The sequence below is a fragment of the Streptomyces sp. NRRL S-495 genome (genome assembly GCF_000966955.1).
Taxonomy (GTDB): Bacteria; Actinomycetota; Actinomycetes; order Streptomycetales; family Streptomycetaceae; genus Kitasatospora; species Kitasatospora purpeofusca.
Genome location: NZ_JZWY01000004.1, coordinates 24,989 through 50,006, shown reverse-complemented (window position 1 = coordinate 50,006; position 25,018 = coordinate 24,989). Strand labels below are relative to the sequence as shown.

Below are 25,018 nucleotides of genomic sequence, written 5' to 3'. Positions count from 1 at the left end.
ATCGGCTCAGGCGGGCGGCTTGCCGCCGGTGAGCACCCAGCGCACATCGACGAAGCCGGGCCGCTGCAGGATCATCTGGCCGCCCTTGACCACCTGGAAGGTGACCCAGGTGTTCACCAGCCGCGGCGACTCGGTGCTCGGCAGCATGTTGGTGGTGGCCCAGTTCAACGGCGGGGTGAGCCCGACGTCGATCGGCTCGCCGCCGTCCAGCAGGGTGGTCACGGCCTTGCTGGTGACCGACTGCCCGGCCGCGGTCAGGCGCTCGGAGATCTGCTTGAACACCTCGTAGGCGACCCAGGTGGTCTGCACCCCCGGGTCGGCGGCGTCGATGTGCCGATCGGAGTCGGCGCGGATCACCGAGCGCAGGCCGTCCCAGATCTTGGCCGACTCCGGCGGGTACCAGCCGGTCACGAAGGCACCGGAGAGCGGGCCGCTGTCGCCGCCGGTGGAGTCGACCACCGACTGCTGCACGCTGCCGATCACCGAGGCGATCCTGGTGTTCTTCGCACCGGTCCGGCGGAAGGCGTCGAGCAGGTTGCCGGTCGGCTCGGCGCCCAGCGCGCTGGTGACGCAGTTGCCGGCCTGGTCGGTGCCGATCGCCTTGCGGACCACCGGGCTGTAGTCGTTGGACTTCTCCGGCGCCTTGACGTCCAGCAGCTTGATCCCGGCCGGCTTGAGCGCGTTGCCGAGGTAGCCGAGCAGGTTGTCGCCGGCCGGGGTGTCCGGGCGGATCAGCGAGACGGCCTTGCAGCCGGCCTCCACCAGCTGGCGGCCGCTGCCGCCGATCAGGGCGGGCATGCCGCCGCCCACCGGGTAGGACAGCGGGCTGCTGAACTCCGGCTGGGACAGGCCGTAGCCGCCGATCAGCGGGATGCCGGCGCGCTCCAGGACGGGCATGAAGTCGTCGCCGAACTGGCTGTAGGAGCCCAGCACCGCGACCGCCTTGGCGTCCACGGCCTGCTGGGCGCAGGCCCGGGCGCCGTCGGCGGTGTTGTGCTCGTTGCAGGTGATCACATTGAGCCGGCGGCCGCCGAGGCCGCCCTTGACGTTGAGGTCCTTGCCGATGGCCTCGGCCAGGGCTGTCATACCGGGACGGTCGGCCGAGCCGGTGCCGGACGGTGCCCAGGTCATGACGGTGAGGTCGCCACTACCGGTGGCGGCGTCGGCCGGTCCGCCGCACGCGGAGGCCGAGAAGAGGGTGGGAAGCAGCGCCGCGGCGGTCGCGACGGCAGCGATCGGGCGCCGGTTGCGCCGTCCTTCGATCGGGTTCATGGCCTGGGACGAGCCCCTTCGGCTGGTCATGGGTCTTTCCCTCCCGGGGCGCTCTCTGCAGCGCACCTGTTCCAGCCAATCCCTGGTGCCGCAAGCCGAGAGGGCCGTAAAGCCAACAAACGACCAACGGAGGAGGAACTCCGGGCGTGAACGCGTGTAGATCGGGAGTGGAGTACGAACGGTGGGGGAACGTACGATCCATCTCCATGTCCGCCAGCACAGAATCTTCGTATCGGTCTGCCCGAAACCCTTCTCGTCCGGGCCACCGCTCCAGCACGATGGGCGGCATGCCGCTCAACGACCTGCCCTGGTGGCGCTGGCGGGCCCGACTCCGCTCGGCCCTGCACATGCTCTCCGACCCCGGGTTCCAGCGGGAGGCCTGGCTGGCCGGCCGTGACGGGTACGGCGATGTGACCGACGCCGTCTACCGGCTGGTCGAGGACACCTGGCTGGACCGCTGGTCCGCCGAGAAGTACATCGGCACGATCTTCCGGGACTCCGCCGAGGCCACGCTGGTGGACCTCGCGGTGCTGCGGGTCGTGCAGATCCTGCACGAGGTCGGTGCGGACGCGCCGGCCGCCGTCTACCTGGGGCACCACGACTGGCCGGAGGCGGTCCGGGCGGCCCGGGAGGCGCACGTCCTGCTGGCGGCCAACGACGGCGAGGACCCGGACGCGCCGCCGCGCTCGCTGGACATCCTGCGGATCCTGACCCAGGTCTGACCGGCCCGTCGACCGGTGGGCGACCGGTCGGCCCGGGGCCGGTGCCCGGGCGCGGGCCGGCCCGTCCCGGAGTGCGGGCAGCCCGGCTGGGGGCGTCCCGGAGTGTGACACGCTGGAGCATTCACACCAGCACGAGCTCAGGACGGGATACCCCCACCGTGGAACAGCAGCCGGCCAGCGCCCAGTACGTCCTCACGCTGTCCTGCCCCGACAAGCAGGGCATCGTCCACGCGGTCTCCAGCTACCTCTTCATGACCGGGTGCAACATCATCGACAGCCAGCAGTTCGGTGACGGGGACAGCGGGCTGTTCTTCATGCGGGTGCACTTCTCCGCGGCCGAGCCGGTGACCGTCGACAAGCTGCGGGCCAGCTTCGCCGCCATCGGCGCCTCGTTCGGGATGGACTGGCAGATCCACCCGAGCGAGCAGAAGCTGCGGATCGTCCTGATGGTCAGCAAGTTCGGCCACTGCCTGAACGATCTGCTGTTCCGCACCCGGATCGGCGCGCTGCCGGTGGAGATCGCCGCGGTGGTCTCCAACCACACCGACTTCCGCGACCTCACCGAGGGCTACGGCATCCCGTTCCACCACATCCCGGTGACCAGGGAGAACAAGGCCGAGGCCGAGCAGCAACTGCTGGACCTGGTCGCCAAGGAGGACGTCGATCTGGTCGTGCTGGCCCGCTACATGCAGGTGCTGTCGGACAACCTCTGCACCGCGCTGTCCGGCAAGGTGATCAACATCCACCACTCCTTCCTGCCGAGCTTCAAGGGCGCCAAGCCGTACCACCAGGCGCACACCCGGGGCGTGAAGCTGATCGGTGCCACCGCGCACTACGTCACCGCCGACCTCGACGAGGGCCCGATCATCGAGCAGGAGGTGGCCCGGGTGACCCACGACGTCACCCCGGACCAGCTGGTCGCGCTCGGGCGGGACGTCGAGTGCCAGGCGCTGGCGCGCGCGGTGAAGTGGCACAGCGAGCACCGGGTGCTGCTGAACGGCAGCCGGACGGTCGTCTTCGCCTGAGCCTGCCGGCTCTGCCGCCAAGGCTGCCAAGGCTGTTAAGGCTGCTAAGGCTGTTAAGGCCGGGACAGCAGGGGCGTCGCGCGCAGCACCTCGCGGATCGCGGCCCGGTCGCCGTGCTCGCCGACCGGCACCCGGTCCGGGTCGCGGTGTGCGGCGGCCAGCTGGCAGAACTCCAGCCCGTCCAGCACCATCGCGGCCACCGGCTCGCCGCCGGGCGGGCCCGCGTCCGGGCCGTCCAGCGGTATCAGCCACTCGCCGGCCGCCGGACCGTCGATCACCAGCCGGATCCGACGGCCGGTCCGGCGTCCGGCAACGGCACCGGTCCCGGAGCCGTCCGGCCGCCCGTCGGCGCCGCCGAGCGCCGCGCCGGCCGGTTCGGGGCGCGCCGCCCGCTGCCCGGCCAGGGCCAGCGGCAGCATCCGCACCGCCAGGTCGATCATCTGCCGCAGGTGCTGCGGGGTCGGCGGGTCGTACGGGTAGGCGACCGCCCGGGCGATGTCCTCGCCGTGCACGTAGCACTCGAAGGCGCGGTCGACGAAGGCGTCCCGCAGTGGGACGGTCGCGAAGCCGAAGTCCACCGGGGTGTTGCCCTGCGGGGCGAGTGCGGCCGAGCGGACCAGTTCGTGGCAGTGCCGGCGCCACCGGGCGCGGATCCGCTGGGGCGGCTGGCCGGCCTGCTCGGCGGTGAGCCGGGCGGTGCGTTCGGTGATCCGGGCCCAGGGCGGCCCCGCCTGCGGCGGCACCCGGGGCACCACGCCGGTGACGGCCTCCTGCGGCGGGACCCGGCGCGCGGCAGTCGGCCCGCCGCCGGGGACCGGGCCGCCCGGTACCGGGTCGGGCAGGCCGAGCGCGACGGCCAGGTAGCCGTCCACGGCGGCGAGATGGCACAGGACCTCGGCCGGGCGCAGGTACTCGGTGCCGCCGTGCCAGGGGAGTTCGGCCACCTCCTGCCACTCCTCGGGGCCGAGGTCGCGCAACAGGGCGTCGAGCTTGGCGGTCTCGGCGGTGTACGGCATGCCCCAGGTGGGCACCGGCAGGTCCGCCGGACGGCGGGTCAGGCACCAGTCGAGCACCTGCTGGCGCAGCGCGCCGGGCTGGTCCAGCGGCTCCTCGACGGAGAGCCAGCCGGCCGCCTCGCGGAGCCGTCCGGCCTCCTCAGCGCACTGCGGGCAGCCGGCCAGGTGGAGTTCGAGTTCGGCGGCCTCGGCGGAGGGGACGGCGCCGAGGGCCCAAGCGCCGAGCAGCGAGCGCAGCGCCTCGTGCCGCTCGTCGGTGGTCGTCACGTCCCTCCGCCCTCCGTCCGTTGCCCGTCCTCCTCGGCCCTCGGCCCGTCCGTGCTGCCGGCGCCCGAGGTCGGGAGCCCGCCACGCGGATCGCCGACCGCCGGGGCGGAGGGCCGGTGCTGCTCGCGCTCCTGCTCCAGTTCGGTGGCCAGCAGTGCCAGCCCCAGCCGCATCCGCTGTTTGGCGGCCTGCTCGCTGATCCCGAGCCGACGGGCCGTCTCCTGGTAGGTGCGGCCGTCGTAGTAGGACTCCGCGATCGTCTCACGCAGCGGTTGCGGCAGGGCGGAGACCACGTACTGGACCCGGGCGGCGGTGGCCACCGTACGGATCTCGTCCTCCTCGGCGGGCCCGGCGTAGCCCGCCGCCTCGGCCCGGCGGGCGCGCAGCCGGTCCACCGCGCGACGGTGGGTCAGCGCGCCGAGCCAGGAGCGGAGCGAGCCGCGGGACGGGTCGAAGGCCTCGGGGTGCTCCCAGACGTGGGCGAAGATCTCCCGGGTGAGTTGGGCCGCGGCGGTCTGGTCGGCCAGTATCCGGCCCGCCAATCCGTGCACCATAGGGGCGAGTTGGTCGTACAGCTCGCCGAGGGCGGTCTCCTCGCCGCGGGCCAGGCGCCGTTGCAACTGCTCGTCCCGGCGCGGGGCGTCGTCGGTGGTGGCCACCGGTCACCACCCCTCCTGCCGGACCGACCGCTGACGCGTCCACGGTATCCCGGGGTGTTCGGGCGGCGGAGCGATTCGGGGAAGAACGGAGTCCGGTGCTTCGGATGGTCGGATCGTGGGATCTGCCGCCGATCCCGCTGCGGTGCTGTTCGAAGCTGGTTGGACATATGTCGCACGGGTGGTTCGCGAGTGGCGGGCGCGGCGCGAGGGGCGGACGGCGGTAGGTTCGCCTCTGCGTCCGGGGCCGGTCGGAGCGGCCGGGCGATCGCCGGTCCGAGGCTCGCCAGAGTGAGCGGGACAGTATGCCCTGCCCCGTCCCCCGATCGCTGGAATATGCCCGAAGCGCTTGCTGCGGTCCGCCGGCCGACTCATCCTGAGGCGTATTCGCGCCGTGGTCGATGGGCGAAGGGCGAGCCGGTGCGGGCGCACCGCACCGGGCGTGACGTGCGGTGACCCGGCGGACGGCGGCCCGGTGCGTACCCGGGCCGGCCGGGCGACCAGGGCCCGGTCGAGACGGTGCCGAACTGCGAGTGCGGGTGGTGGAGCGGTGCAGGTTCTTCAGGTACAGCTGGCGGTGCAGGCGGACCCCGCCGAGGTCGGCCGGGCCCGCCGATGGGTCCGCTCCCGGCTGCTCAACCACGGGGTGGACCCGGACGCGCCGATCGCCGAGACGGTGGTGCTGGTGGTCTCCGAGCTGGTCACCAATGCCGTGGTGCACACCGGGTGTCCGGCCGTGCTGCGGCTCTGCTTCCCGCTGGGCGACTTCCCCGGCGCGCCACCGGACGGCTCCCCGGGCAGCTCGGCGAGCGGGTCGGTGGGCGGCTCGTCGGGCGCCTGTGCGAGTGGCTCCCCGTCCTCAAGTGCCGCCCCGGCCGGGGGCGGTGAGGTGCGCGAGGCGGCGACGGTCGGTCCGCTCCGGGTCGAGGTCGCGGACGCCAGCCAGGTCGCCCCCGCGCCCCGGCACGCGGGCGCGGACGTCGACGCCACCAACGGGCGCGGGCTGGAGCTGGTCGAGCTGCTCTGCGACCGCTGGGGCTGGTACCCGGACGGTTCGGGCAAGCGGGTCTGGTGCGAGATCAGCCCGGACGCCCGGCCGCTGGACCCGCTGGCCACCGTCGACTGGGCGGCCCTCGCGCAGTAGGGCGCGGGTCGTGGGCGGGTGCACGGGCGGGTGCACCGGCGGGCCGTCGGACGCCGGTGATCGCCGGGCCGAAAGCTGACGCAACCATTCCGAATTTCCGACAACCCATTGACGTGACGTATCCGACTGATCACGCTTGGGTGCAGCTCTCCGTCGCGAGGGGACGCCGAGGGACACCCGAACGCCGCCGCGGTGCTGCTGTCCAGGGGGATCACGTCAGCAGGGGGGCCGCAGGCAGGGCCGGTCGGGCGACCGTTCCTCGGCGAGTGCGGAGGGCGTCGCACGGGTTCAGGGCCCGTGCACCGAGGTTGGATGGCGGCCGGCCGTGCCGTGCTCGGGGTGCGTGCGGCCCGCCGTCATCCGATCCGCCCGCCATGGGCGATCCTTTTCGGCCACCGGTTTTGTTCGTCGGAGCACGGACCCCGGTCGGCCGGTTCCCGCTCCCCGGTTGGCCCGATTCCGACGAAAGCTGGCAGCCCCGCCTCTCGTCGCGCCACGGCCCCTTCGGGAGACTCGGCCGCGTGAACGAAGCGAACGCCCCCACCGGCACGGCGGCTCCGGCCGGAGCTGTCGGCCCCGCCGACCTCGCCGGACCTGCCGGCCTCGCTGGATCTGCCGACCTCGCCGGATCGGCGAGTAAGGTCGGCCCGGCTCGCGCGCCCCGGGTGCACTACGCCTGGGTGGTGGCCGGAGTCGCCCTGCTGGTGCTGCTCGGCTCGGCCGGATTCCGCTCCACGCCCAGTCTGATGATGGACGCGCTGCACACCGAGTTCGGCTGGTCGATGGGCACGATATCCAGCGCCACCTCGGTGAACCTCACCCTCTACGGCCTGACGGCGCCGTTCGCCGCCGCGCTGATGGACCGGTTCGGCGTCCGGTTGGTGGTGGTCTGCGCGCTGCTGACCATCTCGGTCGGCTCCGGCCTCACCATGCTGATGCGCGAGCCCTGGCAACTGGTGCTGTGCTGGGGCGTGTTGGTCGGCCTCGGCAGCGGCTCGATGGCCGGGGCGTTCGCCACCACCATCACCGGCCGCTGGTTCCGGGCCCGGCAGGGCCTGGTGACCGGGGTGCTGACGGCCGCCGGGGCGGCGGGCAACCTGGTCTTCCTCCCGCTCGGCGCCTGGCTGGTCGAGCAGCACGGCTGGCGCTCGGCGGTCGTGGTGGTCTCGCTGGCGGCCAGCGCGGTGGCCGTCCCGGTGCTGCTGCTGATGCGCGAGCGGCCCGCCGACCTCGGCCTGCTCCCGTACGGTGCGACCGAGCCCCCGCCCGCCCCGGCGGCCGAGGGGCGGGCCCTGGCCCGTTCGCTGCGGGTGCTCAGGGACGCCGCCCGCACCCGGGCGTTCTGGCTGCTGGCCGCGTCCTTCGCGATCTGCGGCGCGACCACCGCCGGGCTGGTCGGCACCCACTTCATCCCGGCCGCCCACGACCACGGCCTGCCGGTCACCACCGCGGCGAGCCTGCTCGCGCTGATCGGCGTGTTCGACGTGATCGGCACCGTCGCCAGCGGCTGGTTCACCGACCGCTTCGACGCCGGACGGCTGTTGGTCGTCTACTACGCGCTGCGCGGGCTCTCGCTGCTCCTGCTGCCGCAGCTGTTCGCCGGCTCGCTGGAACCGCCGATCCTGGCGTTCGTGATCTTCTACGGCCTCGACTGGGTGGCCACCGTCCCGCCGACCGTCGCCCTCTGCCGGCAGTACTTCGGGGAGGACGCGCCGATCGTCTTCGGCTGGGTGCTGGCCTGTCACCAGATCGGCGCCGCAGTGGTGGCCGGTCTGGCCGGGATCGCCCGGGACGCGCTCGGCGACTACGACCTCGCCTGGTACGTGGCGGGCGGGCTCTGCGCCGTCGCGGTGCTGCTCTGCCTGGCCCTGCGGACGCCGGGGCGCAGGACGGACCGCGCGGTCCCGGCCCTGAGCTGATTGTCGTAAGGCATGGCTAGGCTCCGTGGCCATGACGCTGAGTTTCACCCTGGACCCCGGATTCGGCCCCGAGCTGCGCGCCGAGGTCACCGGCCTGTGGACGGCCGCCAGCAATGCCGGCGGGGCCGTCGGTTTCGTCCACCGGGTGACCGAGGAGGAGGTCGGGGCCGCCGGGGCGGCGCAGTTCGCCGGGATCGCCCCGGCCGGACCGGACCGGCTGCTGATCGCCCGGGAGGCCGGGACCGGGCGGCTGGCCGGGCTGCTGCTCCTGGAGTCGATGCGGTTCGGGCCGATGGACCACTGGCGGCTGGTCTCCAAGGTCATGGTCCACCCCGAGCTGCAGGGCCGGGGGTACGGTGCGGCGCTGCTGGCCGAGGCCGAGCGGATCGCCCGGGAATGGGGGCTGGACGGGCTGAAGCTCCAGGTGCGGGGCGGGCTCGGCCTGGAGTCCTTCTACCTCCGCAGCGGCTACGTCGAGGTCGGCCGGGTGCCCAGCGCCATCCGGGTCGCCCCCGGTGACGACCGGGACGATGTCATCATGTGGCGCGACCTGCGCTGATCATGCCCGCGCCGGGGCGGTCCGGGGCGGGACCCGTTCCCCGCCGGGCCCGTCGGGCATGCTTCACTGGGAGACCGGCCGGTCCCAGCGCAGTGAAGGATGTGTCCCCGGTGAGCAGCAATGTGAGCAAGAAGTCGCACGCCACACTCCGCTACACCTCGATGCGGGTCTCCGTCTTCCTGGGCTGCCTGCTGGTCGTGCTGATCCTCGGCCACTTCCAGGTGATCCCGGTCTCCGGCGAGGCCGGGGTGATCTTCCTCTTCCTGCTGGCCGCCATCGTCTCGGCGCCGCTCAGCTATGTGCTGCTCAGCCGGCAGCGTGACGAGATGTCGGTCGAGATCTCCGGCCGGGTGGACGGCATCCGCACCCGGACGGCCTCCCGGATCGCCGCACAGAACGCCGAGGAGGACGCGGTGGACGACGCGCTGCGTGCCGCGGCCACCAAGGCGCCCGCCGGTCCCGCCGCCTCGGCCCCGCAGAACTGACCCGCGCCACCGTGCCGGAGAACGCCGCACCGGAGAACGCCGCGCCGGAGGGCGCGGAGCCTGGGGGCGTCGTGCCGGAGGACGCCGCACCGGAGGACGCTGTACCCGAGGGCACGGAGCCGGGGGACGCCGTGCCGCCGGGGCGCCCCGAACCGGCCGCCGGGACCTGGCCGGCCCCGGTCCGCCGCCCGACCGGCCGCGACGTCGCCCGCCTGGCCGGGGTCTCGCAGGCCACCGTCTCGCTGGTGTTCTCCGGCTCCGAGGCGGGCCGCCGGGTCTCCGACGCCACCCGCGAGCGGGTCCGTGAGGCCGCCCGGGGCCTCGGCTACCGACCGCAGGCCGCCGGCCGTCAACTCCGGCTCGGCCGCAGCGGCATGATCCTGCTGGCCGTGCCGAACATCCTCGGCCCGTTCTTCGGCCGGGTGCTGGAGGGCGTCCACGAGGAGGCGGGCAAGCACGGCCTGGCCGTCGTGGTCAGCTCGGGCTGGGGGAGTGCCACCCTCGCCGAGGCCGCCACCACCAGCCGCTTCGACGGCCTGCTGATCTGCTCCCCGGACGACAGCCAGCTCGGCGAACTGCCCGCCGACACCCCCGTTGTCTTCCTGGACGCCGACCCCGGCACCGACCGGGCCCGTCCGACCGTCGAACTGGACGTGGGCGGCGGGATGCGCGCCGCCGTCGCCCACCTCGCCGCCCTCGGCCACCGCCGGATCGCCAGGCTCCGCTCCACCCACGCCGCGTACACCTTCCGGGTCCGCCAGGCGGCCTTCGAGGAGACGGTCCTGGCGCTGGGCCTGGACGCGGTCGAACTCGGTGTCAGCCTGAACGAGGGCCAGGCCGCCGCACGCGAGGTCGCCCACCGGCTGCTGGAACTGCCGGACCGGCCGCACGCGGTGATCTGCGACGACGACGTGGTCGCCGCCGGCGTCTACCAGGCCGCGGCCGAGCGGGGCCTGCGGGTGCCCGCCGACCTCTCGGTGGTCGGGATCGACAACGTCCCGGTGGCCGCGCTGCTCACCCCGCCGCTCACCACGGTCGACCTGCCCGGCGAGGAGCTGGGCCGGGCCGGGGTGGCGGCGCTCGCCGGACTGCTCCGGGGCGAGGCGGTCGCACCCGTGCCGCCGCTCGCCACCTCGCTGGTGCTGCGCTCCTCCACCGCCCCGGTCTCCGAGGAGCACTGACCCCGTCGGTCTCCGGCTCCCGTTCGCCGGCTCCCGTTCGCCGGCTCCCGTTCGTCGGCTCCTTCGTTCCCGTCGCCCGGGCGCAGGGGCGCGCGTGCGGGGCGGACGGGCGCGCGGAACCGGCGCGGACCGGGGCGGGTACAACGAAGTGGCTGCGCCCGTCAGCCAGACCACCGGCCCGACAGGCGCAGCCACGTCCATGGGGATGCGGCGGGCGTCAGCCCACCGGCACCGGCTCGGCGGCGGGCAGCGGGTGCGCCCCGGCCGAGGTCCCGCCGACCGGGCGGAACCAGCGGCGGGCGCCGAACAGCAGCAGCCCGCCCAGGCCGATCCCGCCGGCCGCGCAGAGCGCCACCGAACGCAGCGACCCCTCCGCGAGGTGGCCGGAGACCGCGTAGCCCAGCGAGTTCCCGGTCGCGAAGAGCGTGACCAGCCAGGCGAAGGCCTCCGTCACGGTGCCCTGCGGGGCCAGCTCGGCGACCAGCACGAAGGCCGCCGCCAGCAGCGGAGCCAGCGCGATCCCGGAGACGAAGGCGAGGGCGGCCATCGCGGCCGGACCCGGGACCAGCACCAGCGGCAGGTAGCTGACGGCCATGCCGAGTGCCATCAACCAGGTCCGGGTGGCCGTCGAGCTGCGCCACCGCACCGCGCCGTAGGCGAGCGCGCCGAGCAGGCCGCCGAGCGCCGCGAGGGCCAGCAGGCTCCCGGCGCCGCCGGGCAGGCCCTTCCCGTGCTGGGCCTCGGCATAGGCGATGAACAGCACGTTCTGCGCGCCGACCGCCCAGCCGGCGCCGGCCAGGCCGATCAGCAGCAGGACCAGGCCGGGGGAGCGGAGCGGTCCGAGCAGGCCCGCCGAGTGCGCGCGCGGCGGCGCCTGCCAGGCGCGGGCCGGCGCGGTGGTGGCGACCACGAGGGCCCCGGCCAGGCCGAGTCCGGCCGCCACCCAGAGCGCCGTGACCGGGCCGGCGGTGCCCGCGATGCCGGCCACCGCGAGCGGGCCCGCGACATAGAGGATCTGCTGGGAGGCGGAGTCGAAGGCGTACGCGGTGTCGAGCTGCTCCTCCTCGACGACGTCCGGCCAGAGCGAGCGCAGGCAGGGTTCGAGCGGGGGCATCGCCAGTCCGGCGATCGCGGCGCCGACGGTGGCGGAGACCGCGGACGCCGGTGCCAGCGCCAGCAGGGCATACCCGCCGCCGGCGATCACCGCGGAGACGAGCAGGACGCGCGGCTGGCCGGTGCGGTCCACGATCCGGCCGAGCACCGGCCCGCCGATGGCCGCCGCGATCGCGTACGCGGCGGTGGCCAGCCCGATCCGGCTGTACGGCGCACCGGCGTCGCGCAGCGCGAGGGCGATCACCAGGGCGGTCATGCCGGCCGGGAGGCGGCCGAGCAGGGTGCCGAAGAGCAGGCGGCCGACGTGCGGGGCGCGGAGCAGGGCGAGGTAGCCCATGGGCGGGATTCTCCGGTCTGGGCAGGGGGCAGGCGGGGATGCTCTCCAAGTTATACGTATAACTGCTGAGCGGTCAATCGGGCCCGCGCGGAGCACTGCCCGGAGCCCGTCGAGGCACCCGGGTGTCGCGCCGGGATCCTTCGCGTCCGGAACTCAAACAACTACTTTGAACATCTCAAACCTTTACTGCTAACGTGTCGCCCATGACCACCTCAGACGCACGTTCGGCGCACGGCCTGGGCTCGCAGCCCGGTGCCGCCCGCGGGCGTCTGTCCGGTGCTGTGGACAGCCCGCGCCGTTGTCGCGCCATGAGCTGTATTCAGGCGGCACGCCCCTGATCGGGGCCGGTTCCCTTCCCGTCCGGCTCCCGCGCCGTGCCGCCTTTCCCGCCCCCCACCGCCACACCGTCAGTCACGCCTCCCCCGGAGCCGCACCGTCATGTCCACAGCGCCCGAGGCGACCTCGTCGCCGTCCGTGCTCGCCAGAATCCGCAAGACGCCCTTCTGGGCCCAGATCGTCGCCGGCCTCGTGCTCGGCGTCGCCCTCGGTTACCTGGCCCGCGCGGCCGACATCTCCTGGCTGGCCACCACCCTGGAGACCATCGGCCGGATCTTCGTCCAGCTGCTGAAGCTCGCCGTCCCGCCGCTGGTCTTCACCGCGATCCTGGTCAGCGTCGCCAACCTGCGGAACGTCACCAACGCCGCCCGGCTGGCCGTTCGCACCCTGCTCTGGTTCGCGATCACCTCGCTGATCGCGGTGGCCATCGGCCTCGGCCTCGGCCTGCTCACCAACCCGGGCGAGGGCACCAACCTCAAGACCGAGGGCCTCAAGGCGCCGAAGTCCACCGGCAGCTGGATCGACTTCCTCACCGGGATCTTCCCGACCAACATCGTCACCGCGTTCACCGAGGTCGAGGTCCTGCAGATCGTCTTCCTGGCGATCGTGGCCGGCGCGGCGATCATCAAGCTCGGCGCCAAGGCCGAGCCGGTGCTCAAGCTCAGCGAGTCGGTGCTCGAGCTGATCCAGACCGCCCTCTGGTGGGTCATCCGGCTCTCGCCGCTCGGCACCCTCGGCCTGATCGGCAAGTCCGTCGCCAAGTACGGCTGGGACCTGCTGGAGCCGTTCGCGACGCTGACCGTCGACGTCTACGTCGGTTGCGCGCTGGTGCTGTTCGGCGTCTACTCGCTGCTGCTGAAGTTCGCCGCCGGCCTCAACCCGGTCAACTTCTTCAAGGGCGCCTGGCCCGCCATCCAGCTGGCCTTCGTCTCCCGCTCCTCGGTCGGCACCCTGCCGGTCACCCGCCGGGTCACCGAGCGGCTCGGCGTCCCGGGCGAGTACGCCTCCTTCGCCGTCCCGTTCGGCGCCACCACCAAGATGGACGGCTGCGCCGCGATCTACCCCTCGCTGGCCGCGATCTTCGTCGCCCAGGTGTACGGCATCGACCTCGGCATCAAGGACTACCTGCTGATCGCCTTCGTCTCGGTGATCGGCTCGGCCGCCACCGCCGGTCTGACCGGTGCGATCGTGATGCTGACGCTGACCCTCTCCACCCTGGGTCTGCCGCTGGAGGGCGTCGGTCTGCTGCTGGCCATCGACCCGATCCTCGACATGGTCCGCACCGCGACCAACGTCGCCGGCCAGGCCCTGGTGCCGGTCGTGGTCGCGGCCCGGGAGAAGACGCTCGACCTGGTCGCCTACAACAACCCGGCCGCCGACCTCTACGACGAGGCCCCGGCCTCGGCCCCGGTCACCGTTCCGGCCCAGGCCGGCGGTCAGGCTCCCGCGACGGCCTGACGCCCGCCCCGAACGGACGCGGCCCCCTCTCCCGGCGAACGGGAGAGGGGGCCGTCGTCGTGCGCGCACCCCGGGGACCCGCGGGGGTTGCCCGAACGCAGGGGTGCGGCGGCGCGGGCGCGCGGGGACGCCGGAAAAGGCAGGGGGCCCGCCGAAAGGCGGGCCCCCTTGGGTACTGCTGCTCTTGTGCTCACCGTGACGGCCTTGCGGCCGTCGGCGGACCCGACGGGTCCCGAGCGATCAGATCCTCATCGAGGATGATTCAGACAAGGGTGACGTTCTCCGCCTGCGGGCCCTTCGGACCCTGGGTGACGTCGAAGCTGACCGCCTGGTTCTCCTCCAGCGAGCGGAAACCGCTCGCGTTGATGGCGGAGTAGTGGACGAAGACGTCGGGGCCGCCGCCATCCTGGGCGATGAAGCCGAAGCCCTTCTCAGCGTTGAACCACTTGACGGTTCCCTGAGCCATGCCGTTCTCCTTGCGAGGGACGTGTCGGGGACCACACCGTGTGGCGCCCGGTCCGCTGCGCTGATCGCCCTGCCTCCGGACGGGTCCGGAGTTTTCGATATTGCTGAAAAACTACAAAAAGCCTGCGGTTACATGCTCCGCAGGCTTCAAGTACTGCAAGGGGAATCAAACTGCAACTGAGGGCAACGCTAGCATGCGGCTGCTGTGACGACCAGGGGTGACTTGCGTGCTGGACGCCGCGTGTCGTAAGGCGGTTGCGGTGATCGGCACGGTGCGTCACGGAAGGCTGGTGCGGGGCTTCCCGAGCAGCAGGCATACCCTGCGGGGAGGCGCACGAACAGCAAGGGAGCGGCGCGGTGGCAGTACCGGACGAGGAAACGCGGGAGACCCGGGAGAGCACCCCGGTCCGGCCCCGAGTGGGGCACATTCAGTTCCTGAACTGCGTGCCCCTTTACTGGGGGCTGGCCAGGACCGGCAATCTGCTCGACCTGGATCTCACCAAGGACACGCCGGAGAAGCTCAGCGACCAGCTGGTCGCCGGTTCGCTGGACATCGGTCCGATCACCTGTGTGGAGTACCTGCGCCACGCGGACGAACTGCTCGTGCTCCCCGACATCGCCGTGGGCAGCGACGGCCCGGTGATGTCCTGCGTGATCGTCAGCAAGGTGCCGCTCGCCGAGCTGGACGGCCGGAAGGTCGCCCTCGGCTCCACCAGCCGGACCTCTGTCCGGCTCGCCCGCCTGCTGCTGGAGGAGCGGGAGGGGGTGCGGCCGGAGTACTACAGCTGCCCGCCCGACCTGGAGGCGATGCTCGCCGAGGCCGACGCGGCCGTGCTGATCGGCGACCCGGCGCTGCGCGCCTACCTGGGGCAGGCGGCCGAACGCGGCCTGACCGTGCACGACCTGGGCGCGATGTGGAAGGAGTGGACCGGGCTGCCGTTCGTCTTCGCCGTCTGGGCCGCCCGCCGCGACTTCGCCGAGCGCCGGCCCGAACTGACCGCGGCCGTCCACCGCGCCTTCCTGGAGTCCCGGGACCTCTCGCTGGTCGAGGCCCGCGAGGTGGCGACACACGCGGCCCGCTGGGAGACCTTCGACGCGGACGTGCTGGAGCGGTACTTCAGCGAGGCGCTGGACTTCTCGCTCGGCGAGCGGCAGTTGGCCGGGGTGGCCGAGTTCGCCCGGCGGGTCGCGCACGACAGCGGGTTCGCACCCGATGTGGCCGTCCGGCTGCTGGAGCCCGCGCCGGTGGAGCCGCTGGAGGCGTTGGAGCCGGCGCTGCTGGAGCCGGCCCCGCTGGTGGTCTGAGCACGTCCCCGCGTCCTCCCGGGACGGCCTGACGCCCCGGGAGGACGCGGGTTGTGGCACGGCGTCCGCCCGCCGCCCGATAGCGTCTGCACGCGAGCGGGCCCCGGCGGCGGGCCGGGCGGGTGACGGGAGCGGCGGGGGATGCAGGCACTGGGATCGGACGACCCGCGGCAGGTGGGTGCGTACCGGCTGCTGCGACGGCTCGGTGCGGGCGGCATGGGCCGGGTCTACCTCGGCCGGACGGCGGGCGGCCGCACGGTGGCGGTCAAGGTGGTCCGCGGCGAACTCGCCGAGGACGCCGAGTTCCGGGCCCGGTTCCGGCAGGAGGTGGCCGCCGCCCGCCGGGTCGGCGGGACCTGGACGGCTCCCGTCCTGGACGCCGACACCGAGGGAGCCCACCCCTGGGTGGCCACCGGCTACGTCGCCGGCCCCGCGCTGGGCGGCGCCGTCCGGGAGTACGGGCCGCTGACCGACCCCGCCGTCCGCACACTGGGCGCCGTCCTGGCCCAGGCACTGGAGCACGTGCACGGGCTCGGCCTGGTGCACCGGGACGTCAAGCCGTCCAATGTGCTGCTCACCCTGGACGGCCCGAGGCTGATCGACTTCGGCATCGCCCGCGCCCTCGACGCGGCCACCGGGCTGACCCAGTCCGGGTTCGTGGTCGGATCGCCCGGCTTCATGTCGCCGGAACAGGCGAACGGCCGCCCGGTCGGGCCGCCCGGCGACGTCTTCTCGCTCGGCGCGGTGCTCGCGTACGCGGCCACCGGGGTGCACCCGTTCGGCGAGGGGGTGAGCGCGGCCGTCCTGCTCTACCGCGTGGTGCACGAGGAGCCGGACCTCACCGGGCTGGCCCCCGGGCCGCTGCGCTCGATCGTGCTCGCCTGCCTGGCCAAGGACCCGGCGGTCCGGCCGACGCCGCGGCGGCTGCGGGAACTGCTGGACCCCGACGGCTCGGCGGTCGGTCGGCTGGGGCAGGGCGGGGGCTGGCTCCCGCCGGCCCTGGCGGCCGCGGTCGGGCGCAGTGCGGTGCAACTGCTGGACCTGGAGGGGGAGGAGGACGCGTCCGTCGGCGGGGCCGGGGCCGGGGCTGCGGCCGGGGGCGGGGTGGCGGCGGAGCGGACGCCGACCTTTGTGACGGGTGGCGGCGGGGTGCCGGTCGGGACCGAGGGGGCTTCGGGGACGGGGTCGCGGTCGGTGTCAGGGGTGTCGTCCGTGTCGGGGGTGCCGTCGGTGTCGGGGGTGTCGTCGGTGCCGCCTCGGCCGGGGGTCGCGGACGGTACGCCGCAGCGGCGGCGGGGCGTGGCGGCGCTGGTGGCCGCCGCGGTGCTGCTGGTGCTCGCGGGAGGCGGGTACGGCGCGTATCAGGCGTGGGGACCGGAGGAGCCGGGGCCGACGGCACCGACGGCGACGGCGTCCGGCGGGAGCGCGACCGGGGCCACCCAGGCGCCGCCCTCGTCGACCTCGCCGGCCTCGGCGACCGCGCCGACCTCGCCGGCCTCGTCGGCCTCGCCGACCGGTTCGGCCGGTTCGTCGGCGACGGCCGCGCCGTCGGGGCCGAACGTCGTGCCTGAGGTCTTCCTCGGTACCTGGCGCGGGGACATGGTCACCCAGAAGGGGGTTCCCGCCGGCACCACCACCCTGGTCATCGGCCGGGCCGCGATCGGGCAGGAGGCCACCACCAGCCGCAACGAGCTGACCGGCCTGCTCTCGATCACCTGCGAGGGCGCCTGGACGCTCACCTCGGCCGAGCCGGAGAAACTGGTCTTCAGCTCCCGCCTCGTCCGCTCCTCGCTGCCCGGGGCGTGCACCGGCGGTGCCTACTCCGAGACGCTCACTCTGCAGAAGGACGGCACCGTCCGCTTCGGCTCCGCAGACCCCAACGCCGGGAACCCGTCCGGGACGCTGCGGCGGGCGGGCTGACGCAGGGCTCCGAGGGCCCTGGCGTAGGCTGATCCGGATGCGACGCGGTGCTGCGGCACGGAGTCGCCGCACGTCGTAGTACCTCGGAGCGGTCGGCACAGCCGAACGGCCCGGAGTGTGCGAAGTACCGGTGGTACCGGAAGTACCGGATGTACCCGAGAGAGAGAAGGCCGCAAGGTGTCCGAGCTCGCAGCGACCACCCTCGATGCGCCCAGCACCGATCTGCAGGCCGTCCTCGACCGGGCCGCCGGCGGTGGCCGCATCAGCCCGGAGGAGGCCCTGGAGCTCTACCGCTCGGCCCCCCTGCACGCGCTCGGCTCGGCGGCCGACGCCGTGCGCCGCCGCCGCTACGCCGGTACCGAGCACATCGCGACGTACATCATCGAGCGCAACATCAACTACACCAACGTCTGCGTGACGGCGTGCAAGTTCTGCGCCTTCTACGTGCCGCCGAAGAGCGACAAGGGCTGGTCCCGCGACCTCGACGAGATCCTGCGCCGCTGCGCGGAGACCGTCGAGCTGGGCGGCACCCAGATCATGTTCCAGGGCGGCCACCACCCGGACTACGGCGTCGAGTACTACGAGCGCGCCTTCTCGGCGATCAAGGCGGACTTCCCGCAGCTGGTGATCCACTCGCTGGGCGCCTCCGAGGTCGACCACATGGCGCGGATCTCGGGCGTCTCGATCGAGGAGGCCATCACCCGGATCCACAAGGCGGGCCTGGACTCCTTCGCCGGCGCCGGGGCCGAACTACTGCCCGAGCGCCCGCGCAAGGCGATCGCGCCGCTCAAGGAGTCGGGCGAGCGCTGGCTGGAGATCATGGAGGCCGCCCACAAGCTGGGCGTCGAGTCCACCTCCACCATGCTGATGGGCACCGGCGAGACCAACGCCGAGCGGATCGAGCACCTGCGGATGATCCGTGACGTGCAGGACCGCACCGGCGGCTTCCGCGCCTTCATCCCGTACACCTACCAGCCGCAGAACAACAAGCTCCAGGGTTCGACCCAGGCGACCGTCTTCGAGTACCTGCGGATGATCGCCATCGCCCGCCTGTTCCTCGACAACATCGCCCACATCCAGGGCTCCTGGCTGACCACCGGCAAGGAGGCCGGCCAGCTGTCGCTGCACTACGGCGCGGACGACCTCGGCTCGGTCATGCTGGAGGAGAACGTGGTCTCGGCGGCCGGCGCCAAGCACCGCTCCAACCTCACCGAGCTGATCCACCTGATCCGGGCCGCCGACCGCGTCCCCGCGCAGCGCTCGACCACCTACGAGCACCTGCGCGTGCTGGACGACCCGGCCAACGACCCGGTCGACCCGCGGGTCGCCTCGCACATCGCCTCCACCGCGATCGAGGGCGGCACGGCGCACCCCGAGCTGAAGATCCTCGACAACCGCTGACCGCTGGCTGCTGGTTCCTGAACGCTGGCTGCTGACCGCCGACCGTTGACCCCTGACTGCTGCTGAGGCTCCCGCACCGCCGTGCTGACCCTGCACCGGGCCGCTCTCGTGCTGCCCGACCCGGCCGATCCCACCGCCCCGTCCCACCTCGACGGGGCGGTGCTGGTGCGTGACGGGCTGATCGAGGCGGTCGGCCCGTACGCGGAGCTGGCGGCGGCGCAGCCGACGGCCCGGGTCCGGGACTGGGGTGACGCGCTGCTCACCCCCGGGTTGCGGCACCCGGACGGGCACCGGCTGCTGGAACGGGCGTACCACCCCGACCCGCGTGAGGAACTCGGGGACGCGCCGGTGCCGGACGGCCTGGTGGGGGAGGCGGACGAGGCGCGGTGCGGGGCGAGCGCGCGGCGCGGGCTGCAGCGCATGCTCGGGTTCGGGGTGACGGCGGTGGCCGGGCCGTTCGAACGTGCCTCGGTACGGATGGCGGTCGCCCGTTCGGGGCTGGTCGCACTGCCGGGGGCGGGTTCTCCCGGGGCGGCGGGCGCGGGCTCTCCTGGGCCGGCGGGCCTTCCGGGGGCGGTGTGGTCGCTGGATCCGCTGGTGGGGCTGCCGTTCGTCGAGGCCGTGCACGGTCGGTTGACGGTGGGCGGCCGGGCGGACTTCGCGGTGTTCGCCCCCGGCGCGGACGGTCCGCGGGCCGGAGGGTGCCGCGCGGCGGTGCTCGGGGGGCGGTTGGTGTTCCGGCGGCGCTGAGCGCTGCCCACTCCGTACACGTCCTCGTTCCCGCCCCGGTTCGCTGCCGGGCGCTTCTCGCGGCGCGTGTCACCTACTCGTCGGTAGGCGTGCGATTTTCTCCTGCCGAGCCGTACTCCCGTACGACACGCGGGACTTGCTTCGTGTGCCGTCGAACTTCGGCTCCGTCCTGGCGGCCTGATTCCCCCTTCGCCGTGACCTGAAGGCCCGCCAGCGGATAGCATCCGGCTCAGCTCAGTCCGTACCCTCACCACACTTCGCCCGTTCCCGCGGGCGGCGGGGCCCCGTCCCAGGCCCCGAACGCACGGCAGGACAGGAACCATGCGATCCGCGACCGTCCCCCCGCAGCAGTCCCCGCGGTTGGGCCGTGGCTGGTACATCACCGCCGTGCTCAGCGCCGTGCTGGCCGTCGGGATGTGCCTGCTGGGGTGGCGTCAGGCCGAGCAGGCCGACCGGATCGGAGCCCACCCGGTGCGGGTCGAGGGCCTGGTGACCCAGCTGCCGGGCGGCGGCGGCTCCTACAGCACCGTCAGCTACCAGGCCGGGGGCCAGCACCACACCGCCACCGCGCTGCCGCTGGCCGACGGCGCCAAGGTCGGCGACGGGGTCTGCCTGGAGCACGCGGCCGACGACCCGGGCGCGGTACGGATCTGCGGTGACACCTATCCGCAGCCGGTCGGCGTCGGCCTGGCCCGGTTCAGTGTTCCGGTGGCGGTGCTGCTGTTCGCGGTCTGCATGCTGCGGATCCGGCGGCACCGGCGGGCGGTGGCCGTGCGGAGCGGGCAGAACCGGTTCGCCACCACGGTCGCCCTGGCGACCGGTGCGCTGGCCGACGGGATGCCCGCGATAACCCAGGGCAAGCGCTCGCGCCGTCGGCGCCGCTCGGGCGGACGACGCGCGCTGCACTGAGGGGGCGTGGGTGATCCGGTCCCGGAGCAGTCGAGTCCTGGCGTTGCCAGTGCCCGGCGTGGCTAGCGCCTGGGGGGCGTGAGGGCGTTTCTGTGCGCCCTCCGAGTGCTTCGAGAACGGGGCAACGGCGGGCCGGTGTCGTTCCCGGACTGTCCGGAAGGCGCCCCCTTGCCCGGATCGCCGGAGCCAGGGTGAACAATGGGGGCGTGACCCGAGCCTCCCTGGACAAGCAGCCGCACGAAGTCGCCGCCATGTTCGACGACGTCGCGGCCAAGTACGACCGCACCAACGACGTGCTCTCGCTCGGCCAGGCCCGTGCCTGGCGCCGCGCGGTGGCCGAGGCGGTGGACGCCGGGCCGGGGGACGTCGTGCTCGACCTCGGGGCCGGCACCGGCACCTCCTCGCTCCCCTTCGCGGAGGCCGGGGCCAAGGTCGTCCCGTGCGACTTCTCGGTCGGCATGCTCGCCGAGGGCAAGCGCCGCCACCCCGAGCTGGCGCTGACCGCCGGGGACGCCACCCGGCTGCCGTTCGCCGACAACACCTTCGACTCGGTGACGATCTCCTTCGCGCTGCGCAACGTCCACGACACCGAGGCCGCGCTGAGCGAGATGTACCGGGTCACCAAGCCCGGCGGCAAGCTGGTCATCTGCGAGTTCTCCACGCCGACCTGGACGCCGTTCCGGACCGTCTACACCGAGTACCTGATGCGCGCGCTGCCCCCGGTCGCCACCGCGGTGAGCAGCAACCCGGACGCCTACGTCTACCTCGCCGAGTCCATCCGGGAGTGGCCCGACCAGCCCGCGCTGGCCGCCCGGCTCCAGGAGGCCGGCTGGTCCAAGGTGGCCTGGCGCAACCTGACCGGTGGGATCGTCGCCCTGCACCGGGCCCACAAGGTCTGATCGGTCGCCGGTCGCCGGTCGCCGGTCGCCGGCTGCCGGTAGGTCCGGCCGGTTCGGTTGGTCCGGTCGCCGGTCGGTCGGGCCCGTCGGCGCCTCCGCCGGGACCGGCCGAAGCGCCGTCCGCAGCTCATAGACTCGTCCAAGCCCAGCCGCGCCGGCCCCCGCCGGCCGGTCGACCCCCAGCAGGAGTGTGCCCACCGTGTCCGAGACCGTCGTTGACCTGAGCGCAGGCGTTGTGGAGAGCACCGCGGACGTCATCGTGGTCGGCGCGGGCCCGGCCGGGTCCACCACCGCGTACTACCTCGCGCAGGCCGGTCTGGACGTGCTGCTGCTGGAGAAGACCAGCTTCCCCCGGGAGAAGGTCTGCGGCGACGGCCTGACCCCGCGGGCCACCAAGCAGCTGGTGGACATGGGCATCGATGTGTCGACCGAGAACGGCTGGCTGCACAACAAGGGACTGCGGATCATCGGTGGCGGGATCCGGCTGGAGCTGGACTGGCCCGAGCTCTCGGCCTTCCCGGACTACGGTCTGGTCCGCAAGCGGGCCGACTTCGACGAGCTGCTCGCTCGTCAGGCGGTGAAGGCCGGGGCTCGGCTCTACGAGCGCTGCAACGTCAGCGGCCCGGTGCTGGACGAGCGGACCGGCCGGATCGTCGGCGTCACCGCCAAGCTCGGCGACGAGAAGCGGCCGGTGACCTTCCGCGCCCCGCTGGTCGTGGCGGCCGACGGCAACTCCACCCGGCTCTCGCTCGCCATGGGCCTGCACCGCCGCGAGGACCGCCCGATGGGCGTCGCCTACCGCACCTACTTCACCTCGCCGCGCCACGACGACGACTACCTGGAGTCCTGGCTGGAGCTGTGGGACACCCGGGCCGGGGAGCGCAAGCTGCTGCCCGGCTACGGCTGGGTCTTCGGCATGGGCGACGGCACCTCCAACGTCGGTCTCGGCATCCTCAACTCCTCGCCCGCCTTCGGTGAGCTCGACTGGCGCGAGGTCCTCAAGGCCTGGTGCGCGAGCATGCCGGAGGAGTGGGGCTACACCCCCGAGAACATGACCGACCCGATCCGGGGCGCCGCGCTGCCGATGGCCTTCAACCGGCAGCCGCACTACACCCGCGGCCTGCTGCTGGTCGGCGATGCGGGCGGCATGGTCAACCCGTTCAACGGCGAGGGCATCGCCTACGCGATGGAATCCGGTCAGATCGCCGCCGGGGTGATCGTCCAGGCCCACGCCCGGGTGACCGAGTCCGGCCGGGAGCGCGCGCTCCAGGCCTACCCGCGCATCCTCAAGGACGTCTACGGCGGCTACTACACGCTGGGCCGCGCCTTCGTGAAGCTCATCGGCAACCCGAAGGTCATGCAGCTCGCGACCCAGCGAGGGCTGACCCACCCGATCCTGATGAAGTTCGTCCTCAAGCTCCTCGCCAACCTCACCGACCCGCAGGGCGGCGACGCGATGGACCGCGTCATCAACGGCCTGGCCAAGGCCGCGCCCAACGCCTGACCGGCGTGGCGCCGGGCAGCCCGGTGGGCCGGGCGGCCCGGGCCGACCAGGTCGTCCGGGGGGCCTACGGCTCGCGGCGGCTGGCCGCGGAGCGGTTCTCGACGTACGCGAGGCGGTCGGCGAAGACCTGGGCGGCGTCGGGGGTGAGCGTGCGGAGGGCGACCAGCGCGGTGAAGACCACGTCGCAGAGCTCGTGCTGGACGTCCTCCCAGGTGTGGGTCACGCCCTTGCGCGGATTCTGACCGGTCGCACCGATCACGGCCGCGCTGACCTCGCCCACCTCCTCGGAGAGCTTGAGGATCCGGGCCAGCCGCTCCTCCTGCGGGGGGAGCGGGCTCTCCTCGTCGAGCCAGGCGACCATGTGGTCGACGCTTTCCCAGATCCTGCTGTCCATCGGCACGGCTCCCGTACGGCTCGCGGTCGTGCTGACCACCGTACGGGAGCCCGGCAGGCCCCGAAGGTGGCTCAGCGGGTGGAGATCTTCACATTGCGGATGTTCACGGGCAGGGTGGGGAAGCCGTCGCCGGGGTTGTTCTGGTCGTCCTCGCCGCCGGCGGCGATCTTCTGCAGGACGTCCAGGCCTGCGGTGATCCGGCCGAAGGGCGTGTAGGCTGGGGAGAGCTTGGTGTCCTTCCAGACGAAGAAGAACTGGCTGCCATTGGTGTTGGGGCCAGCGTTGGCCATCGCGACCGTGCCGGCGGGGTAGGTCGCGCCCTCCAGGTTCTCGTCCGGGAAGGAGTAGCCGGGGCCGCCGCTGCCGGTACCGGTCGGGTCGCCGCACTGCAGGACGAAGATCCGCTGGGTGGTCAGCCGGTGGCAGTGGCTGCGGTCGAAGTAGTCACGCTCGGCGAGGAAGCGGAACGAGAAGGTCGTGCAGGGGGCCTTGTCGGTGAGGGCCTGGAAGGTGATCGACCCCTGGGAGGTCTTCAGGGTCGCGCTGTAGGGCTTGGCGGCCTTCCGGGCGTCGAAGACCGGGATGCCCTTGAAGTTGTCGGCGGGAACCGCCGGGCTGTAGGTGCAGGTGGTGCCGGCCGCGCCGGTCCCGACCCCGGTCGACGGGGTGTCCGCGACGGCGGTGCCGGTGCTCACCACGATCGGCAGAACGGTGGCTGCGGCGATCAACGCCCAGTGCTTCCGGGTCACTTGGCTGGCCTTCCGGTCCGTGGGGGACAACTTCATTGTCATGGCGACATCATCCATGCCGGGGTGGAGATCCGGTAGGGGTCGGTGGGAAGGGTTCGGTGGGCGGGGTTGGACAGGCAGGGAGCGGTAGGAGCGACGTGGCAGGCGCGGGTCGAAAACCGTTGATCGGGAACGGCACGGTGCGCGAGGATGACGGGCGCCTGCTCAACCCCGGGATCCGTCCGACGACGTGCGCGACTCTCGTGTGCCGCTTCCGTTCGTCCTGAGAGGGTCCCGCCCATGCGCGCATCGTCCTCCGTCCTTCTGCGTGATCTGCCGGTACTGCTGGTGGCGGTGGTGTGGGGGTCGAGCTTCCTGGCCGTGCAGCGGGTGGCCGATCCGGACACGGTGGTGGCGATGCTGGTCCTGCGGTTCGGTCTGGTCCTGCCCGTGCTCGGGCTGTTCGCCTGGCGGGCGCTGCGGCGACTGCGGCGCGCCGAGTGGCTGGGTGGAGCCGCCCTCGGGCTGGTGCTCGGTGCGATCTTCCTCCTGGAGACCTTCGGCGCGGTGCACACCTCGGCGACCAACGCGGGCCTGATCATCAGTCTCACGATCGTGTTCACCCCGCTCGCGGAGAGTGCGCTCGCCCGGACGCCGCTGCCGCGACCCTTCCTCGCGGCAGCCGGTCTGGCGGTGGTGGGCATCGCCCTGCTGACCGGTGGGGGTGGGTTGCGGGCCCCTTCGGCCGGGGACCTGCTGGTGCTGGGCGCCGCCGTTGTGCGGACGGTCAATGTGCTGGCCACCGCCCGCGTCCGGGCGATCCGGGAGACCGACACGCTGGCCGTGACCTGGGTCCAACTGGCGACCGCGACGCTGGTGTTCGCCGCTGTCGCACCGTTCGTCGGCCCGCTGCCCTGGACGGTCGCGGCCACCTACGGGCCGGCCCAGTGGGGCTGGCTGCTCCATCTGACGCTGCTCTGCACGCTGTTCGCGTTCTTCGTGCAGATGTGGGCCGTCCGCACCACCTCGCCCTCCCGGGTCAGCCTGTTGCTGGGTACCGAACCGCTGTGGGCCGCGGTGTTCGGCATCACCCTGGCCGGCAACCACCTCGGACCGCTCGCCCTGCTGGGCGGCGCCCTCGTCCTGGTCGGCACCGAGTGGGGCCGCCGGGCCGCCTCGGTGCCGCGCCGGGAGGTCGAGCCGGTGGAGCGGGTGTCCGTCCCGGCGTGACCGTGGGCCGGGCCTCCTGTGCG

The 25,018-nt window shown here is 73.2% G+C and carries 23 protein-coding genes; 16 read left to right on the top strand and 7 right to left on the bottom strand.

Translation table 11 applies throughout. From position 1 onward, the window contains the following. Nucleotides 1–6 precede the first annotated feature (6 nt). Complete coding sequence (locus tag VR45_RS00315) at nucleotides 7–1,302, bottom strand: ABC transporter substrate-binding protein (RefSeq protein WP_078896099.1); 1,296 nt, start codon at nucleotides 1,300–1,302, stop codon at nucleotides 7–9. Between the two features lie 176 nt (nucleotides 1,303–1,478). On the opposite strand from VR45_RS00315, the gene VR45_RS00310 reads away from it, so the two are divergent. Together VR45_RS00310 and purU are read left to right on the top strand one after the other, a co-directional pair. Then, nucleotides 1,479–1,994 carry a hypothetical protein gene (locus VR45_RS00310; protein ID WP_078896098.1) on the top strand — a complete coding sequence of 172 codons (516 nt, stop codon included), beginning with the start codon at nucleotides 1,479–1,481 and terminating at the stop codon, nucleotides 1,992–1,994. Between the two features lie 158 nt (nucleotides 1,995–2,152). Next, a complete protein-coding gene (gene purU, locus VR45_RS00305) occupies nucleotides 2,153–3,019 on the top strand; it encodes a formyltetrahydrofolate deformylase (RefSeq protein ID WP_045937619.1) in 867 nt (288 codons plus the stop codon). Between the two features lie 53 nt (nucleotides 3,020–3,072). Here purU and VR45_RS00300 read toward each other — a convergent pair whose 3' ends face one another. Continuing rightward, a complete protein-coding gene (locus tag VR45_RS00300) occupies nucleotides 3,073–4,302 on the bottom strand; it encodes a zf-HC2 domain-containing protein (protein ID WP_045937618.1) in 1,230 nt (409 codons plus the stop codon). Next, nucleotides 4,299–4,961 carry a sigma-70 family RNA polymerase sigma factor gene (locus VR45_RS00295; protein WP_063772382.1) on the bottom strand — a complete coding sequence of 221 codons (663 nt, stop codon included), beginning with the start codon at nucleotides 4,959–4,961 and terminating at the stop codon, nucleotides 4,299–4,301. Before VR45_RS00295 ends, VR45_RS00300 begins: the two co-directional genes overlap by 4 nt. A 547-nt stretch (nucleotides 4,962–5,508) precedes the next feature. Between VR45_RS00295 and VR45_RS00290 the strand changes: the two genes are divergently transcribed. The 5 genes from VR45_RS00290 to VR45_RS00270 all read left to right on the top strand — a co-directional run bounded on the left by VR45_RS00290 (nucleotide 5,509) and on the right by VR45_RS00270 (nucleotide 10,246). Beyond that, nucleotides 5,509–6,102, top strand: a complete 594-nt coding sequence (locus VR45_RS00290) for an ATP-binding protein (RefSeq protein ID WP_045937617.1) — start codon at nucleotides 5,509–5,511, stop codon at nucleotides 6,100–6,102. A 665-nt stretch (nucleotides 6,103–6,767) separates the two neighbouring features. Next, nucleotides 6,768–8,021, top strand: a complete 1,254-nt coding sequence (locus VR45_RS00285) for an MFS transporter (RefSeq protein WP_045937616.1) — start codon at nucleotides 6,768–6,770, stop codon at nucleotides 8,019–8,021. A gap of 31 nt (nucleotides 8,022–8,052) precedes the next feature. Then, entirely contained in the window at nucleotides 8,053–8,580 is a 528-nt protein-coding gene (locus tag VR45_RS00280; protein WP_045937615.1) for a GNAT family N-acetyltransferase, read from the top strand. A 110-nt stretch (nucleotides 8,581–8,690) separates the two neighbouring features. After that, nucleotides 8,691–9,065: a DUF4229 domain-containing protein gene (locus VR45_RS45230; protein WP_052708708.1), complete on the top strand. Its 375-nt coding sequence runs from the start codon at nucleotides 8,691–8,693 to the stop codon at nucleotides 9,063–9,065. Between the two features lie 11 nt (nucleotides 9,066–9,076). After that, entirely contained in the window at nucleotides 9,077–10,246 is a 1,170-nt protein-coding gene (locus VR45_RS00270) for a substrate-binding domain-containing protein (protein ID WP_052708703.1), read from the top strand. Between the two features lie 217 nt (nucleotides 10,247–10,463). Here VR45_RS00270 and VR45_RS00265 read toward each other — a convergent pair whose 3' ends face one another. Then, nucleotides 10,464–11,696 carry an MFS transporter gene (locus VR45_RS00265; protein WP_045937614.1) on the bottom strand — a complete coding sequence of 411 codons (1,233 nt, stop codon included), beginning with the start codon at nucleotides 11,694–11,696 and terminating at the stop codon, nucleotides 10,464–10,466. Between the two features lie 438 nt (nucleotides 11,697–12,134). Here VR45_RS00265 and VR45_RS00260 point away from each other — a divergent pair, with 438 nt between their 5' ends. Continuing rightward, nucleotides 12,135–13,490 carry a dicarboxylate/amino acid:cation symporter gene (locus VR45_RS00260; RefSeq protein ID WP_045937613.1) on the top strand — a complete coding sequence of 452 codons (1,356 nt, stop codon included), beginning with the start codon at nucleotides 12,135–12,137 and terminating at the stop codon, nucleotides 13,488–13,490. A gap of 262 nt (nucleotides 13,491–13,752) precedes the next feature. Here the strand turns inward: VR45_RS00260 and VR45_RS00255 are convergent, their stop codons facing one another. Beyond that, the gene (locus tag VR45_RS00255) at nucleotides 13,753–13,956 is read right to left on the bottom strand and encodes a cold-shock protein (RefSeq protein WP_030393541.1); all 204 of its coding nucleotides are present in this window, start codon (nucleotides 13,954–13,956) and stop codon (nucleotides 13,753–13,755) included. A 356-nt stretch (nucleotides 13,957–14,312) separates the two neighbouring features. On the opposite strand from VR45_RS00255, the gene VR45_RS00250 reads away from it, so the two are divergent. The 7 genes from VR45_RS00250 to VR45_RS00220 all read left to right on the top strand — a co-directional run bounded on the left by VR45_RS00250 (nucleotide 14,313) and on the right by VR45_RS00220 (nucleotide 22,643). Further along, complete coding sequence (locus VR45_RS00250) at nucleotides 14,313–15,260, top strand: menaquinone biosynthesis protein (RefSeq protein WP_045937612.1); 948 nt, start codon at nucleotides 14,313–14,315, stop codon at nucleotides 15,258–15,260. A gap of 141 nt (nucleotides 15,261–15,401) precedes the next feature. Continuing rightward, nucleotides 15,402–17,180, top strand: a complete 1,779-nt coding sequence (locus tag VR45_RS00245; protein WP_045937611.1) for a serine/threonine-protein kinase — start codon at nucleotides 15,402–15,404, stop codon at nucleotides 17,178–17,180. 177 nt (nucleotides 17,181–17,357) lie between these two features. Next, complete coding sequence (gene mqnC / locus VR45_RS00240) at nucleotides 17,358–18,581, top strand: cyclic dehypoxanthinyl futalosine synthase (protein WP_045937610.1); 1,224 nt, start codon at nucleotides 17,358–17,360, stop codon at nucleotides 18,579–18,581. An 81-nt stretch (nucleotides 18,582–18,662) separates the two neighbouring features. After that, nucleotides 18,663–19,331, top strand: coding sequence for a hypothetical protein (locus VR45_RS00235; RefSeq protein WP_045937609.1), 669 nt, complete (start codon nucleotides 18,663–18,665; stop codon nucleotides 19,329–19,331). A gap of 321 nt (nucleotides 19,332–19,652) precedes the next feature. Then, nucleotides 19,653–20,240 carry a hypothetical protein gene (locus VR45_RS00230; protein WP_045937608.1) on the top strand — a complete coding sequence of 196 codons (588 nt, stop codon included), beginning with the start codon at nucleotides 19,653–19,655 and terminating at the stop codon, nucleotides 20,238–20,240. 206 nt (nucleotides 20,241–20,446) lie between these two features. Next, complete coding sequence (locus tag VR45_RS00225) at nucleotides 20,447–21,139, top strand: demethylmenaquinone methyltransferase (protein WP_030393535.1); 693 nt, start codon at nucleotides 20,447–20,449, stop codon at nucleotides 21,137–21,139. 220 nt (nucleotides 21,140–21,359) lie between these two features. Beyond that, nucleotides 21,360–22,643 (top strand): geranylgeranyl reductase family protein, encoded by a 1,284-nt coding sequence (locus VR45_RS00220; protein WP_045937655.1) that lies wholly within the window; start codon nucleotides 21,360–21,362, stop codon nucleotides 22,641–22,643. Nucleotides 22,644–22,707: 64 nt separating this feature from the next. Here VR45_RS00220 and VR45_RS00215 read toward each other — a convergent pair whose 3' ends face one another. Together VR45_RS00215 and VR45_RS00210 are read right to left on the bottom strand one after the other, a co-directional pair. After that, nucleotides 22,708–23,037, bottom strand: a complete 330-nt coding sequence (locus tag VR45_RS00215) for a MazG-like family protein (protein WP_045937607.1) — start codon at nucleotides 23,035–23,037, stop codon at nucleotides 22,708–22,710. Nucleotides 23,038–23,108: 71 nt separating this feature from the next. Beyond that, entirely contained in the window at nucleotides 23,109–23,828 is a 720-nt protein-coding gene (locus VR45_RS00210) for a peptidylprolyl isomerase (RefSeq protein WP_234325786.1), read from the bottom strand. 237 nt (nucleotides 23,829–24,065) lie between these two features. On the opposite strand from VR45_RS00210, the gene VR45_RS00205 reads away from it, so the two are divergent. Then, the gene (locus tag VR45_RS00205; protein WP_045937606.1) at nucleotides 24,066–24,995 is read left to right on the top strand and encodes a DMT family transporter; all 930 of its coding nucleotides are present in this window, start codon (nucleotides 24,066–24,068) and stop codon (nucleotides 24,993–24,995) included. Nucleotides 24,996–25,018 lie beyond the last annotated feature (23 nt).